Origin of the sequence: Kitasatospora sp. NPDC059577 (assembly GCF_042735475.1) — a bacterium.
Taxonomy (GTDB): Bacteria; Actinomycetota; Actinomycetes; order Streptomycetales; family Streptomycetaceae; genus Kitasatospora.
This window is the reverse complement of record NZ_JBHWBZ010000005.1, coordinates 24975-39478: the sequence shown is the minus strand read 5'-3', so window position 1 is coordinate 39478 and position 14504 is coordinate 24975. Positions and strand designations below refer to the sequence as shown.

At 75.5% G+C, this 14504-nt stretch carries 12 protein-coding genes; 8 read left to right on the top strand and 4 right to left on the bottom strand.

The window, feature by feature from the left end; genetic code table 11:
• Positions 1-144: 144 nt before the first annotated feature.
• Positions 145-1770, top strand: coding sequence for an FAD-dependent monooxygenase (locus ACFV0O_RS06810; protein WP_380337331.1), 1626 nt, complete (start codon positions 145-147; stop codon positions 1768-1770).
• 158 nt (positions 1771-1928) lie between these two features.
• Here the strand turns inward: ACFV0O_RS06810 and ACFV0O_RS06805 are convergent, their stop codons facing one another.
• Entirely contained in the window at positions 1929-2960 is a 1032-nt protein-coding gene (locus tag ACFV0O_RS06805) for a ketoacyl-ACP synthase III family protein (RefSeq protein ID WP_380337323.1), read from the bottom strand.
• A gap of 452 nt (positions 2961-3412) precedes the next feature.
• On the opposite strand from ACFV0O_RS06805, the gene ACFV0O_RS06800 reads away from it, so the two are divergent.
• Positions 3413-4492, top strand: coding sequence for an acyltransferase domain-containing protein (locus ACFV0O_RS06800; protein WP_380337320.1), 1080 nt, complete (start codon positions 3413-3415; stop codon positions 4490-4492).
• Between the two features lie 75 nt (positions 4493-4567).
• Here ACFV0O_RS06800 and ACFV0O_RS06795 read toward each other — a convergent pair whose 3' ends face one another.
• Positions 4568-5779, bottom strand: a complete 1212-nt coding sequence (locus ACFV0O_RS06795) for a nucleotide disphospho-sugar-binding domain-containing protein (protein WP_380337318.1) — start codon at positions 5777-5779, stop codon at positions 4568-4570.
• Positions 5780-6005: 226 nt separating this feature from the next.
• Here ACFV0O_RS06795 and ACFV0O_RS06790 point away from each other — a divergent pair, with 226 nt between their 5' ends.
• On the top strand, positions 6006-7679 hold the full coding sequence (locus ACFV0O_RS06790) for a class I adenylate-forming enzyme family protein (RefSeq protein WP_380337315.1): 1674 nt from the start codon (positions 6006-6008) through the stop codon (positions 7677-7679).
• A gap of 207 nt (positions 7680-7886) precedes the next feature.
• On the opposite strand, the gene ACFV0O_RS06785 is transcribed toward ACFV0O_RS06790, so the two are convergent.
• Entirely contained in the window at positions 7887-8567 is a 681-nt protein-coding gene (locus tag ACFV0O_RS06785) for a response regulator (RefSeq protein ID WP_380337313.1), read from the bottom strand.
• Between the two features lie 298 nt (positions 8568-8865).
• On the bottom strand, positions 8866-9306 hold the full coding sequence (locus ACFV0O_RS06780) for a nuclear transport factor 2 family protein (RefSeq protein WP_380337311.1): 441 nt from the start codon (positions 9304-9306) through the stop codon (positions 8866-8868).
• 335 nt (positions 9307-9641) lie between these two features.
• On the opposite strand from ACFV0O_RS06780, the gene ACFV0O_RS06775 reads away from it, so the two are divergent.
• From ACFV0O_RS06775 to ACFV0O_RS06755, 5 genes are read left to right on the top strand one after another with little or no spacing between them, the layout of a single operon-like run.
• The gene (locus ACFV0O_RS06775) at positions 9642-10427 is read left to right on the top strand and encodes an SDR family NAD(P)-dependent oxidoreductase (protein WP_380337308.1); all 786 of its coding nucleotides are present in this window, start codon (positions 9642-9644) and stop codon (positions 10425-10427) included.
• 50 nt (positions 10428-10477) lie between these two features.
• Entirely contained in the window at positions 10478-11431 is a 954-nt protein-coding gene (locus tag ACFV0O_RS06770) for an aromatase/cyclase (RefSeq protein WP_380337306.1), read from the top strand.
• Complete coding sequence (locus ACFV0O_RS06765) at positions 11428-12666, top strand: FAD-dependent monooxygenase (protein ID WP_380337303.1); 1239 nt, start codon at positions 11428-11430, stop codon at positions 12664-12666. The genes ACFV0O_RS06770 and ACFV0O_RS06765 overlap by 4 nt, the downstream gene beginning before the upstream one ends.
• Positions 12666-13445 carry a cyclase family protein gene (locus ACFV0O_RS06760; protein WP_380337300.1) on the top strand — a complete coding sequence of 260 codons (780 nt, stop codon included), beginning with the start codon at positions 12666-12668 and terminating at the stop codon, positions 13443-13445. Before ACFV0O_RS06765 ends, ACFV0O_RS06760 begins: the two co-directional genes overlap by 1 nt.
• 3 nt (positions 13446-13448) lie before the next feature.
• Complete coding sequence (locus ACFV0O_RS06755; protein WP_380337297.1) at positions 13449-14441, top strand: aldo/keto reductase; 993 nt, start codon at positions 13449-13451, stop codon at positions 14439-14441.
• Positions 14442-14504: the final 63 nt, after the last annotated feature.

Sequence of the window (14504 nt, the reverse complement as noted above, 5' to 3'; positions counted from 1 at the left end):
GGGCGGCGACCACACCGTGTGGGCGGGCCGCCCCCCCCCCCCCCAATAACACACCCCCCTGCCGCGCCCCCCCCCCCCGGGGGGGCCCGGGCGCCCCCCCCCCCCCCCCCCCCAGCCCCGCACACGGTCGGACGAGGGAGAGTCATGGACGACGAAGAAGTATCGGTGCTCGTGGTCGGCGGCGGCCTCGTCGGGCTGTCGGCGGCCGCCTTCCTGCGCGGCCACGGCGTCACCACGACGGTGGTCGAACGGCATCCGGGCACCTCGGTGCTGCCCCGCGGCCGGGTGATGAACTCCCGCTCCATGGAGCTCTACCGGGCCTCCGGCCTGGAACCGGTGATCCGGGCGGCGCCGCCGTCGGTGTTCGACCGCTACCCCGAACTGGCCCGGGTCGAGACGCTGGCCGGCCGGGAGGTCTACCGGGTCCGGCGGGAGGCCCCCGGCTCGGTGGCGCACCTCAGCCCGTGCGAGCCCGCCTTCGTGGACCAGCAGGTGCTGGAACCGCTCGTCCTCGCGCACGCCCGCAAGCTCGGCGCCGACGTCCGGTTCGCCACCAGGATGGTGGAGTTCGAGCAGGACCCGGAGGGCGTCACCGCGCTGGTCGAGTCCACCGCCACCGGCCGCCGCCACCGGATCCGCGCCCGCTACCTGATCGGCGCCGACGGCCACCGCTCGACGGTCCGCCAGGCCCTCGGCATCGGGACCCACGGGCCCGGCGTGCTCCACCACGTCGCCAACATCGTCTTCGAGGCCGACCTGACCGCCCTGCTGCGCGGCCGGCCGATCTCGGTCTGCTACATCGACCGGCCCGAAGCCGGCACCCTGCTCGCCATGTTCGAACGCCGGGACCGCTGGCTGCTGATGGTGCCCTACCACCCCGAACACGGCGAGCGGCTGGACGACTTCACCACCGAGCGCTGCCTGGAACTGGTCCGCACCGCCACCGGCGACCCGGCGCTCGACGCGGAGATCGTCCCCACCCTCGACGGCGCGGCCCGGCCCGTCCAGGGCTGGGAACTGGCCGCCCGGGTGGCCGACCGGTTCCGCGACGGGCGGATCTTCCTCGCCGGGGACGCCGCGCACGTGGTCTCGCCGGCCGGCGGCTTCGGCGCCAACACCGGCGTCCAGGACGCGCACAACCTGGCCTGGAAGCTCGCCGCCGTCCTGAACGGCTGGGCCGGTCCCGGCCTGCTGAACTCCTACGAACCGGAACGCCGGCCGGTCGCCGAGACCACCTGTGCCTTCTCCGCCGCCAAACAGCACGAGCGCAGCCGCGCCGAGGGCGAGGGAGGCGGCTTCTCGCCGCTCGCGCTCACCTTCGGCTACCACTACCGCTCGGCGGCGGTGATCGGCGGGGCGCGGGCCGGGACCGACCCGTCCGAGCCCGCCGAACTGGCCGGACTCGCCGGCACCCGGGCGCCGCACGTACGGCTGGAACGCGAAGGCACGCCCCTCTCCACCCTGGACCTCTTCGGCGACCGTTTCGTCCTGCTCACCGGCCGCGACGGCACCCCGTGGGCGGAGGCCGGCACCCGCGCCGCCGCCCGGCTGGCGGTGCCCTTCGCCGCCCACCGGATCGGCACCGACCTCGCGGACCCGGACGGCGAGTGGGGCGGCCGCTACCACCTCGGCCACGCGGGGGCCGCCCTGGTCCGGCCGGACGGCTTCGTCGCCTGGCGCTCGGTCGACCACGGCGGACGGGGCGGCGCCGCGCTGGAGGCCGAACTGGCCCAGGTGCTCAGCCGGTTGCTGGCCCGTACGGCGTCCTGACGCCGCACGCCGCTGCGCCGCGCCGCACGCCGCGACGCCTGTCACCGGGCGCCCTGCAGGCCGTGTCGCCTGTCACCGGGCGCCCTGCACGCCGTAGCGGCCGGCCCGGGAGACCGGACCGGTCGCTACGGTGCGCCGCCCCGGCGCGGGCGCGGCGATCAGTGCCCGGCGGCGGGCGCCACGACCTCCAGGACGGCGGCGGACCAGGTGAAGCCCGCGCCCACGCCCATCAGCAGCACCCGCTGCCCCGGCGTCAGCCGGCCGTCCTGCCACAGCCGGGCCAGCCCGGCGAACTGGTCGGCGGGCCCCAGGTGCCCGACCGTCCGGCCCCACTCCCAGGTGGAGCGCTCCACCGGGATCCCGTAGCGGCGGAAGTAGCCGGAGTCCAGCCGGTGCAGACCGAGGTTGGGCAGCACGAAGTGGTCGATCCCGGCCAGGGTCGTGCCGGCCTCGGCGAGCACCGTCTCCAGGGAGGTGCGCCCGCCGCGGGACACCCGCGCGGCCGTGTACGGCATGCCGTGCCGGGCGATGAAGGCCTTCTGCCAGACGCCCATGTCGATCGGCCTGCGGTGGGTGAACGGCGCGTCGGCGAACAGGTCGTCGCCCCGGTGCATGCCCTCCAGACCGGGCTCGGAGTGCGACACCAGCGCCACGACCCGGGCGAAGCCGGGCCTGCGGGCGACCACCACGGCGGCCGCGCCGTCCGCGTAGAACGTACCGGGGTCGGTGCGCCAGCGGTCGAAACCGGGCGGGCAGAAGCGGTCCCCGGCGGTCAGCAGCGCGGCCCGGTCCTCGGACGCGCCGTCCAGGTAGTGGCAGGCGAGGTCCAGCGCGGCCATGCCGCCGTTGGACATCTGCCGGACCTCCACCGCCGGGCAGTGGCTCGCCCCCGCCACCTCCCGCTGCACGAAGGAGGGGGCCGGCCACTCGTCCAGCCCCTGGTAGTACGCGGTGGCGTGCAGAAGCAGCGCCAGGTCCGCCGAATCGCGCCCGGCCGCCCGCAGCGCGGCGCGCGCCGCCCGGACGGTCATCTCGGGCGCCGAGAGCGTGTCGGAAATCCGCACCGACAGCATCCGGGTGGACGCCTCCAGCTCCGGGTCGCACCACCCCGCGCGGACGGCCTCGCGCACGGCCACGGGCGGTGGCAGATGGAGGGCGGCGCCGGCGATGAACAGGCCCTCGAACCTCATCCTCTCCTCCGATGTCGACGGGTCGGTGTCTGCAGGTGTCGATGTGCGCGCATGTCGCTGTGTCGCTGTGGCGGTGCGGCGGTGCGGCGGTGCCGACGGCGCGGTCCCGACGGCGCGGTCCCGACGGCCGGGGCCGCCGGGGGCGGGGTGCCGGACCGGGGCGGTGGGCGCTGTCGGCCCCGCCGGTCCGGCACCGTGCCGTGGTGGTCGGCCAGGACGAGGCCGGACGGCGGCTTGTGGCGCGCGCCCGGGGAACGTCCTCCGTCGACCGTCCCGCGGGTTCCGCGTGGGTCGGTCGCAACCCATCCTGCGGCGGGCCGTTCGACCTGGCGTGGAGCGTCGTTCGAGGCCGGACGGGACCGGTCGACCGCGGGTCGAACGACGGTCGAGACGGACTCGACCCGGCCCCGGGAGCATCGGCCGACCAGCCTCCCCAGGAAGGACGGACCGCGATGACGACGCTCCCCGGACGGGCCGCCGGTGCGCCCCGGACCACCGCCACCACCGCCGGCGGAGGGGCCCCCGGCCCCGGCCCGCGCCCGGTGGTGCTGCTGCTGCCCGGCCAGGGCGCGCAGTACGAGGGGATGGCGGTGGGCCTGTACGACACCGAGCCGGTGTTCACCGCCGCGATGGACGAGGTGTTCGGGCTGATGGGCCCCGAGGGCCGCCGGGTGCGCGCCGACTGGCTGAGCGACCGTCCGGCGGTGCCGCTGGACGACGTGACCCGGGCCCAGGCCCTGCTGTTCGCCGTGGATCACGCGCTCGCCCGGCTCGTGCTGGGCTGGGGGATCCGGCCGGCGGCGGTGCTCGGGCACAGCGTCGGCGAGCTGGTCGGCGCGGTCCTGACCGGGGTGCTGGACCTCCCGGACGCGGTGCGGCTGCAGACGGACCGGATCTCCCGGATCAGCGCCGCCCCGCCCGGCGGCATGCTCGCGGTGGCCGCCCGGCGGGAGGAGCTGACGCCGTACCTCGGCGAACAGGTGGTGGTCGGCGTGGTCAACGGCGCCAAGCAGTGCGTGCTGGCCGGGCCGGAGGCCGAACTGGCCCAGGTGGAGGCCGGGTTGCGGGTGGACGGCTTCCTCTGCCGGCGCACCAGGGCGTTCCAGGGCTTCCACAGCCCGAGCCTCGCGGCCGCCGCCGCGCAGTCGCTGCCGACGGTCGCCGCCCTGCGGCTGTCGCCGCCGAGCCCGGTGCTGTACTCCGGGTACACGGCCGGGCCGCTGACGCCCGGACAGGCCACCGACCCGGCGTTCTGGGCGGGACAGCCGGCCGCGCCGGTGCTGTTCGGACCGGCCCTCGGCCACCTGCTGGACTCCGGCCGGTACGTGCTGGTCGAGGCCGGCCCGGGGCAGGGCCTCACCGCGCTGGCCCGCCGCCGGCCCGCCGTGGTCTCCGGCCGCAGCGCGGCGGTCCCCACCCTGCCGGCCCGGCGCGGCGTGCCCGCCGACGACCGGCGCACGGTACGGGCGGCGGCGGCGTTCCTCCGGGCGGAGGGGTACGCATCGGTGCCCGCCGTCCCGGCGCCGGCCTGACACGGCGCCGACCCCGGCCTGACACCGCACCGGGCCCGGCCCCGCGGCGTGCGGACCGGGCCCGGTGCGGTGGGGTCAGGGCCGGACGACCAGTTCGCTGCCGCCGACGCCGCCCTCGGCCGCGGCGCGCTCCAGGAGCCCCACCAGGCGGGCCGGCGCCGGCATGGCGGCGTTCTCGTCCCGCAGCCGGGCGGCGCTCTCGCGGTGGCCGGGCACGGTGAGCAGCGCGCTGACGGCCTCCGCGACGGCGTCGACGTCGGGGCCGCCCGGGACGTCCAGGGTCAGACCGGCCCCGACCGCGGTGATCCGCTCGGCCCAGTGGTCCTGGATCGCGGTGTGCGGGACCACCAGCTGGGGCAGCCCGGTGACCGCGCTGATCATGCCGGTGCCGACCCCGCCGTGGTGGACCACCGCGTCGCAGGTCGGCAGCAGGGTGCTCATCGGGAAGGCGCTCAACAGCCGGACGCCGTCGGGCAGGTCGGCGGGGGAGACGTCGTGGTGGCCGGCCACCGTGACGACCGCCTCGGCGCCTGCCTTCCGGACGCCCTCGGCCAGCCGCCCGACCAGCCCGGTCAGGGCGGTGGTGGTCACCCCGCCGGTGACGCAGACCCGGGGCCGCTCCGGCTGGTCCAACAGCCACGCGGGCAGCACCAGCGGCCCGTTGTACGGCACCAGCCGCATCGGCGCCCAGGGCACCGGGTGCGGCGAGCGCAGGCTCTGCGGGCAGGGGTCGATCCAGGCCTCGGGCGCGAACCGGGGCTCGACACCGAAGCGTTCGAAGAGCCGGGCGAAGGGCTCCCGGAGGTCCTCGTCCCGGGCGAAGTCGAAGCCGAAGGAGAAGCCCCAGGTGTGGCCGAAGGCCGGGACCTTCACCGCTGCCGCGGTGACCAGTCCGGCCAGCGCCACGGTGTCGTACACGACCGCGTCGGGCCGCCAGGCGCGGGCGAGGGCGACCAGGTCGTCGGTCATCGCGTCGGCGGAGGTGATCTGCCGGGTGCCGAGCAGCCGGCGGGTGTCCCGGTCGAGCCGCTCGGGGGCGCTGACCCAGCCGGAGGCCAGGTGCCGGGGGCCGCCCGTGGAGGCGAGGCCCCGGTGGGTGGCTTGCGCCGTCCGGATGGCGTCCTCGTCGCCGACCGGTGCGACGGTGAGCCCGGCCGCGGTGAGGAACGCGGTGGCGGCCGGACGGGAGGCCACCAGCACCTCGTGGCCGGCGACTTGGCAGGCCCAGCTCAGCGGGGTGATCCACGGCAGGTGCGCCCCTGCGGTGGCCACGAACAACACGCGCATCCGCTACTCCCATCGGTCGGTACTGCTCGGACGTGCGCCGGCCAGCCTGGACCGGGCCGATCGCGGCCCGGTCGAGGGTCCCGGCCGGAGGGCGCGGCGCGGATCCGGCCCGAGCCCGCGGCGGGCCCCGACCGCTCGAACGGGCCTCAACCCGTGCCCCAAGCCGGCCTGCCACCGTCCCGGTACCGGGTGCGGGTCGCACCCACCGGACGGAGGAGGAAGACCTTTGACCACGTCCAGCCCCCCTGGCCGCCGGAGCAGCGCCGTGGCCGGCGCTCCGCTGGCGACGATCGCGGACCGGCTCGGCGGACCGCGGGTGGACCACCTGCTGAGCCGCGCGGCTGCCCAGGCCCCGGACCGCACGGCGCTGCGCAGCCCCGACGGGTCGGGCCTGTCCTTCGGCCGGCTCGACGGGCAGGTCGACGCCTTCGCCACCGCCCTGAATGCCCTGACGCCCGGTCCGGACTCCGTGGTGGCGGTCGCGGCCGAGCTGTCCCCGGCCTTCCCGGTCGCCTACTACGGGGCCGCGCGGGCCGGCCGGACCGCCGCCCTGGTCAACCCGCTGCTGCGGGAGGACGCCCTGGTGCACGTGCTCGCCACCTCGGGCGCGCGGACGGCCGTGCTGACGCCCGAGGTGTACCTGCGGGTGCGCACCGTCCGGGACCGCCTGCCGCGGCTGGAGACGGTGCTGCTGACCTCCGCCGCGCCGGGGGAGGACGGGGCGGCCCTGCTGGCCGAGGTGGTGGCCGCCGCAGCCGGGGGCCCGGTCCCGTCGGCCCCGGCGGACCCGGAGGCGGTCGCCAACCTGCTGTTCACCAGCGGCACCACCGGCGCGCCGAAAGCGGTCGAGCTGACCCACCGCAACCTGACCGTCAACGCGGCGCAGACCGCCCACGCGCACGGACTGGACGCCGGGTCGGTGGTCTTCAACTACCTGCCGACCTACCACCTGATGCACCTGAACGCCGCGGTGCAGGCCGTCGCGACCCAGCTGCTGTGGACCGACCCGGACGTGCCCGGTTCGCTGGCCGCCGCGCGCGCGGGCGGCACCACGCACTACTACAGCCTGCCGATGCGGCTGTCCCGCCTCGCGGCCGACCCGGCGGGCGGCGCGGAGGGCGGCGCGGAGGTCCCGACGCTGCGCGCGGTGCTCTCCGGAGGCTCGGCCCTGCCGCCGGCCGCGACCCGCGGCCTGACCGCCCGCTTCGGGGTGCCGGTGGTGCAGGGCTACGGGCTGGCGGAGGCGTCCCCGCAGACCCACTTCGACCGGCTGGACGACCCGCGGGCGGGTTCCTGCGGCCCGCCGTCGGCCGGCACCGAGTCGCGGATCGTCCACGTGGACACCCGGGCGGAACTCCCGGTGGGGGAGCGCGGCGAGATCCAGGTCCGCGGACCGCAGCTGATGAAGGGCTACCTGGGCGCCGAGCCCGCCGCGCACCTGGACGCCGAGGGCTGGTTCTCCACCGGGGACATCGGCCACACGGACGAGGACGGCCGGCTGTTCGTCGTCGACCGGATCAAGGACGTCTTCAAGTGCGACAACTGGCTGGTGTCGCCGACCGAGGTGGAGGAGGTGCTGCGCCGGCGGCCCGAGGTCGCGGACACCGTGGTGGTCGACCGCCCGGACCGCTTCAGCGGCTCGGTGGCGTACGCGCTCGTGGCGCTCGCGAAGCCGTACGCGGACGAGGAGGGGGCCGCGCTGGCGGCCGTGCGGGGCGCGAACACGCGGATGCCGTACTACCAGCACCTGAGGTACGTGGAGGTGGTGGAGGGCATTCCGCGCTCGCAGAACGGCAAGGTGCAGCGCCGGGAGATCCGGGACGCGGTGCACGGCCGCGACCTGCCGGAGCCCTCCCCGGACGGGCCGCTGGAGGTGACCGGGTCGGCCGACCCGGTGTGAGGGCGGGCACGGCGGCGGCCCGGCGACCCGCGTACGGTCGCCGGGCCGGTGCCGCGCCCCGGTCGGGGGAAACCGGTCGACCGGATCCTTCGCGGCGCGCGGCCCCGCGACGACCCGGCCCCGCACGGCTGTCCGGTTCCTTCGCCCGGCCCTTCGCGACCGGCTGCCCCGGCCGCGCGTCGGCCGTCGTCGGCGGCGACGGAGCGGTCAGGGTTGCCGGAGGGCGGTCAGCGCGGTGCCCCGGGAGCGGGTGGGGACGGGGATCAGGGATGCGGCGACCGCCTTGTTCACCGCGTCGATGCGGGACACCGCGCCCAACTTGCCGAACACGTTGCGCAGGTGCCGCTTGACGGTGCCCTCGGCGATGCCGAGCCGGGAGCCGATCTGGAAGTTCGTCAGCGCCTGGGCGGCGAGGACGAGGACTTCGAGTTCCCGGTCCGACAGCGTGACCGCGGCTTGCCGGCTGAGCTGGGCGAGGCTGTGCTGGGAGACGGCGAGGGTCGACTGGTCGCGGCTGTACAACCCGCGGATGGCCGCGAGCAGTTCGTAGCGGCTCACGCTCTTGAGCATGAAGCCGCGCACGCCGAGGTCCAGCAGGTCGCGGACGTCGGCGGGCCGGTCGCTCATGCTGAGCACGATGACCCGGGCGCCGGGTGAGGCGGAGGCGATCCGCCGGACCGCCTCCGCGACCTCCGAGTCGAGCAGTTCGCCGCCGAGCAGGACGACGTCGGGCGCGGTGGCCGCGGCGAGGGCGACGGCCTCGTCGATGTCACCGGTGTCGCCGACCACCGCGAGGTCGGGTTCGGCGGCGAGGACCTGCCGCAGCGACTGCCGCAGCAGGGTGTGGTCGTCGACGAGCAGTACCCGGGCGGACTCAGCCGGTTTCATTTCGACACCGTTCTGCCGTTGGGACGGACCGGGTTACTGACGATCTTTCCAGCAGGTCGGCCGGGAGCGGTTCGAAGACCGGCGGGTAATGATCCGCTTCGTTGGTAAAGAGAAGCCTCCGTGAATTCTGTGGTCGACATGACGGTTCTTCTCCCCCGTTCTGGGCTCTCTGGGTCGATAGTGCGTGGATCTTGTTGCTCGACCCTGCCATGAAGTCGCATTACCTGACAATACGAAGAGTGTCTGATTGTCGACCCGCTCGGGGAATGATCAGGAAAGAAACCGACCGGCCGTCCGTTCAGGCGAGGTCGTCGCGGGTCACCCGGCGGTCCGCCACCACCCAGCCCTCCCCGGCCGGCTCCAGCAGGTCCACGCAGACCGTGGAACGGTGCACCGTCGCCTCCCCGCCGCGCGGTACCGCCAGGACCAGCGCGTAGCAGGTCGCCCGGAGCCGGCCGTCCTCCGCCGGCTCGGTGGTCAGCATCCCCACCCAGTGCCGGTGCACCACGCCCGCCTCGGCGAGCCGCCGGGAGGCCTCCTTGGCCGCCGCCGCGATGTTCCCGCGGCCGCGCACCGGGGCGGGCAGGCCGTTGGCCGCGAACACGCCGTCCTCGGCGAAGGTGGCCGCCCACGCGTCGGTGGCGCCGGTGTCGAGGAGCCGCATCTGGCGGGCGTAGAAGTGCTGGAGCCGCAGGTAGGTGTCGGTGTCGGCGAGCGGGGTGACCTCGTGGGCTGTCATCGGGCTTCCTCTCGGGAACGTGAACGCGAACGGAAACGGGCACAGGCCCGGGCGCGGGCGAGCGACGGGCACGGGCACGGGCCCGGGGACGGGGACGACCGGGGACGGCCGGGCCTTGCGGGCTGTACGGGCCGTACGGGCCGGGTGGGCCCGACTCTCGCAGCGGGGCCTGGAGTGCTCTTGGAGCTGCGGTCCAGCCGGGCGCCCGGCGGTACGGGCTTCCGCCGCGCCTTGAGGGTGTCTTGAACCGCTCCCGGGAGAGTCCGCCGGAGTGTGGCGACGCACCAGCCCCGTGCGCGACCGGCGGCGGGGGACACCGGCGGGAAGGCGGAGACATGGCGGAACAGAGGGAACGGGTCGCGCTGGTGACCGGCGGGACGAGCGGGATCGGGCTCGCCGTGGCCGAGGAGCTGGGGCGCCGCGGCGACCGGGTGTTCGTCTGCGCCCGCACCAAGGACGACGTGGCGGCCACCGTCGAGCGGCTCCGGGAGCAGGGGCTGGACGTGGACGGCGTCGACTGCGACGTCCGGTCCGGCGAGCAGGTCGCCGTCGCCGTTGCCGCGGCCGTGGAGCGGTTCGGGCCGATCGGGATCCTGGTGAACAACGCGGGCCGGGGCGGTGGCGGGATTACGGCCGAGATTCCGGACGAGACCTGGTGCGACGTGATCGACGTGAATCTCAACGGCGTTTTCCGAATGACCCGAGAGGTGCTCGCCCGCGGCGGCATGCGGGACGCGAGCTGGGGGCGAATCGTCAATATCGCGTCGACCGGTGGAAAGCAGGGCGTCGTGCTGGGAGCCCCGTATTCCGCTTCCAAACACGGTGTCGTCGGATTTACCAAAGCTTTGGGGCTGGAACTGGCCAAAAGCGGGATCACCGTGAACGCGGTGTGTCCGGGATACGTGGAGACGCCGATGGCCGGCCGGGTCCGGCAGGGCTACGCCGCCCACTGGGGCGTGACCGAGGCGGAGGTGCTGGAGAGGTTCGAGGCGAAGATCCCGCTCGGCCGCTACAGCACCCCGCGCGAGGTCGCCGCGATGGTCGGCTACCTGACCACCGAGGCCGCCGACCCGGTCACCGCCCAGGCGATCAACGTCTGCGGCGGGCTCGGCTCCTACTGATCCCGGCGCCCCGGGCCGACCGCGACCCACCCCACGGAAGGAGGGCCACCGTGCCCGCGCAGGAGATCCGGCACACCGACCACCGCATCCTCGTCTCCGCCCCCGCCGAGACGCTCTACCGGCTCGTCGCCGACGTCGGCGCCTGGCCGCACCTGTTCACGCCCACCGTCCACGCCGAACGGGTGGACGGCGACGACCGCCGGGAGCGGATCCGGATCTGGGCCTTCGCCAACGGCGAGGTGCGCAGCTGGACCTCGCTGCGCGAACTGGACCCGGCCACCCGGCGGGTGGAGTTCCGCCAGGAGGTCTCCCAAGCGCCGGTCGCCTCGATGACCGGCAGCTGGACGATGAACCCCGCCCCCGGCGGCGGCACCGAGGTGGTGCTCGGCCACGCCTTCGCCGCCGTCGACGACAGCGCGCCGGACCTCGCCTGGATCGACCGGGCGGTGGACCGCAACTCGCTCTCGGAACTGGGCTGCCTCAAGGAGATCGCCGAACGCGACCCCGGCCTCGACGAGCTGCTGCTCTCCTTCGACGACACCGTGCTCGTCCGCGGCCCCCGCGAGGAGGCGTACGCGTTCGTCCGCCGCTGCGAGCTGTGGCCCGAGCGGCTGCCGCACGTGGCCCGGCTGGACCTGACCGAGCCGGCGGACGGTGTCCAGACGATGGTGATGGACACCCGGGCGCCCGACGGGACCACCCACACCACCGAGTCGGTGCGGATCTGCCTGCCGGAGCGGATCGTCTACAAGCAGACCGTGCTGCCCCCGGTCATGGCCGCGCACACCGGCACCTGGACCTTCGAGGAGACCGCCGGGGGCGTCGCAGTGACCTCCCGCCACACCGTGGTCCTGCGGGCCGAAGCCGTCCCCGTCCTGCTCGGACCGGACGCCACCCTGGCCGAGGCCCGCGACAGGGTGCGCGCCGCGCTCGGCGCCAACAGCCGCACCACCCTGGAGCACGCCAAGGCGCTGGTCGAACGCGGCGCCGGGGCCGGCCGGTGACCGACCTGACGGCCGAGGTCTGCGTCGTCGGCGCGGGCCCGGCCGGCCTCACCCTCGCCCTGCTGCTCGCCCGCTCCGGCGTGGACGTCGTCCTGGTCGAGCGCTCCCGCTCCTTCGAGCGGCAGTTCCGCGGCGAGATCCTCCAGCCCGGCGGGATGGCCCTGCTCGACCGCCTGGGCGTGCTGGCGGGCGCCCGTGAGCGCGGCAGCCACGAACACGACCGGTTCGTGCTGACCGAACGCGGCCGCACCCTGATCGACGGCGACTACCGGCGGCTGCCCGGCCCGTTCAACTGCCTGCTGAGCATCCCCCAGCGCCACGTCCTGGAGGAACTGCTCGGCCAGTGCCGGGAGTTGTCCGGTTTTCGCTACCTGGAGGGCGCCAAGGCCGGTGCCCTGACGGCCGAGGACGGCCGGATCCGCGGCGTGGTCGCCTCCGGCCGCGACGGCGAGCAGGTGGTCCGGGCCCGCTGGACGGTCGGCGCCGACGGCCGCTACTCCAAGGTGCGCCGGCTGGCCGGGATCGACGCCGGCCGGCTGGACGTCTTCGACCAGGACGTCCTCTGGTTCAAACTGCCCTCCGGCGGAAGGCCGTTGGACGAGGTGCGGATCTTCCGGGCCGGCGGCAACCCGGTCCTCGCGTACACCGCCGTGCCGGACGCGGTCCAGGTCGGCTGGACCCTGCCGCACGGCGGCTACCGCGCGCTCGCGGCGCAGGGCACCGAAGCCGTCCGGGAGACCATCTGCGCCGCGATGCCGATGTACGCCGACCGGGTCCGCGAACGGATCACCGCCCTCGGCGACCTGACCCTGCTGGACGTTTTCTCCGGCGTCGCCCGGGAGTGGGTCAGGGACGGGCTGGTCCTGATCGGCGACGCCGCCCACACCCACAGCCCGATCGGCGCGCAGGGCATCAACCTCGCGGTGCAGGACGCGGTGGCCCTCCACCCCGCGCTGCTCGCCTCGCTGGCGGCCGACGGGGACAGCGGACCGGTCCGCGGCTACGCCGCCGCCCGGCGGCGCGACATCGCGCGGATCATGCGCATCCAGGTCCTGCAGAGCCGCGGCATGCTCTCCACCGGCCGGGTGGCCGGCGCGCTGCGGCCCGTCCTCGCGCCGCTGCTCTCCCGCTCACCGCTCTATCGCAAGGTGCTGGCCGAACTGGCCTTCGGCAACCGCGCCATCGACGTGACACCCGCCGCGATCGTCCACGACTCGGAAGCCCGGGGGCAGTGATGCAGCTGATCGACCTCTCCTCACCGGTGGACGCCTCCTTCTGGGAGCCGGACCCGGTCACCCACGTGACCATGTCCCCGCGCGAGGGCGCCCTCCACATGGCCGCATCGATGCGGGAGCACTTCGGCGTCGACTTCGACGTCGACGCGCTGCCCGACGGCGAGTTCCTCAACAACGACACCTTCACGCTCACCGTCCACACCGGCACCCACGTCGACGCCCCGGCCCACTACGGCACCCGCGCCTCCTACCGGGACGGCGGCCCCCGCACCGTCGACCGGCTCCCGCTCGACTGGTTCCACCGGCCCGCCTTCGTCCTCGACCTCACCAAGGCCGGGACCGGCGCCGTCGGGGCCGACCTGCTCGCCGGGGAACTCGACCGGATCGGCTACGCCCCCGCCCCGATGGACATCGCGCTGCTCAACACCGGCGCCGACGGCCACCTCGGCACCCCGGCCTACTTCGCCGACTTCGCCGGCCTCGACGGCTCCGCCGTGCACTTCCTGCTGGACCTCGGCGTGCGGGTGATCGGCACCGACGCGTTCAGCCTGGACGCGCCGTTCCCCCACATCCTGCGGACCTACCGGGAGACCGGCGACCGCTCGGTGCTCTGGCCGGCCCACTTCGCCGGCCGCGACCGCGAGTACTGCCAGATCGAACGGCTCGCCAACCTGGACGCGCTGCCCCGCCCGCACGGCTTCACCGTCTCCTGCTTCCCGGTCAAGCTGGCACGGGCCGGGGCCGGCTGGACCCGCGCCGTCGCCCTGCTGGAGGACTGAACCGTGCGGACCACCACCCTGGGCCGGACCGGGCCGACCGTCTCCGCGATCGGCCTCGGCGGGCTCCCCATGGCCGGCGCCTACGGCCCGGCCGGCGACCCCGCCGGGATCGTCGCCCACGCCCTCGACCTCGGCGTGACCCTCTTCGACACCGCCGACTACTACGGCCGCGGAGCGGGCGAGGAGGTCCTCGGCCGCGCCCTCGCCCGCCGCGCCCGCCCCGGTCACGGCAGTGACGTCGTGGTCGCCACCAAGACCGGCATCCTCCACCGCGACGGCGGCCCGCCCGGCCTGGACGGCAGCCCTGAGCACCTGCGCCGGGCCTGCGAGGCCTCGCTGCGCCGCCTGGGCACCGACCGGATCGGCCTCTACCAGCTGGCCCGGATCGACCCCCGGGTGCCGGTGGAGGAGTCGATGGGCGCCATGGCCGAGCTGGTCGCGGCGGGCAAGGTCGGCCTGGTCGGCCTCTGCGAGGCCGCGCCGGCGACGCTGCGCCGGGCCCACGCCGTCCACCCGGTCAGCGTGCTGCAGACCGAGTACTCGCTCTGGGAACGGCACGTCGAGGCGGCGATCCTGCCCGCGTGCCGGGAGCTGGGCGTCACCCTGGTCGCCTACCGGCCGCTCGGCTCGGGCCTGCTGGCCGGCCGGCGGACGGACCCGGCGACGCTGCCGCCCGGCGACTTCCGGCACCGCGACCCCCGGTTCGCCCCCGGCAACCTGGGGCCCAACCTGGCGCTGGCCGACGCCCTCGCCGTACTCGCCCGCGAGGCCGGCGCCGAACCGGCCCGACTGGCCCTCGCCTGGCTGCTCGCGCACGACGGCGTGCTGCCGATCCCCGGCACCCTGGACCGCGCCCACCTGGCGGCCGACCTCGGCGCCGCGGAGCTGCGGCTCGACGAGGGCGTCCTGAAGGCCCTGGAGGAACTGCTGCCCCCGCACGGCCCGGCCGGCGAGCGCTACCCGCCGGGCCTGCTGGCCACGGTCGACCGGGGCTGACCGGGGCCGACCGGGGCCGACGTGAGGCCGACGACGACGAGGGCGTGACCCGCGGTGCGGGTC

Bases quoted from the DNA above. Each gene is read 5' to 3' on its own strand.
- ACFV0O_RS06780 (WP_380337311.1), bottom strand. From the start codon at position 9,306: ATGACAGCCCACGAGGTCACCCCGCTCGCCGACACCGACACCTACCTG.
- ACFV0O_RS06760 (WP_380337300.1), top strand. From the start codon at position 12,666: ATGCAGCTGATCGACCTCTCCTCACCGGTGGACGCCTCCTTCTGGGAG.
- ACFV0O_RS06775 (WP_380337308.1), top strand. From the start codon at position 9,642: ATGGCGGAACAGAGGGAACGGGTCGCGCTGGTGACCGGCGGGACGAGC.
- ACFV0O_RS06785 (WP_380337313.1), bottom strand. From the start codon at position 8,567: ATGAAACCGGCTGAGTCCGCCCGGGTACTGCTCGTCGACGACCACACC.
- ACFV0O_RS06805 (WP_380337323.1), bottom strand. From the start codon at position 2,960: ATGAGGTTCGAGGGCCTGTTCATCGCCGGCGCCGCCCTCCATCTGCCA.
- ACFV0O_RS06810 (WP_380337331.1), top strand. From the start codon at position 145: ATGGACGACGAAGAAGTATCGGTGCTCGTGGTCGGCGGCGGCCTCGTC.
- ACFV0O_RS06795 (WP_380337318.1), bottom strand. From the start codon at position 5,779: ATGCGCGTGTTGTTCGTGGCCACCGCAGGGGCGCACCTGCCGTGGATC.
- ACFV0O_RS06800 (WP_380337320.1), top strand. From the start codon at position 3,413: ATGACGACGCTCCCCGGACGGGCCGCCGGTGCGCCCCGGACCACCGCC.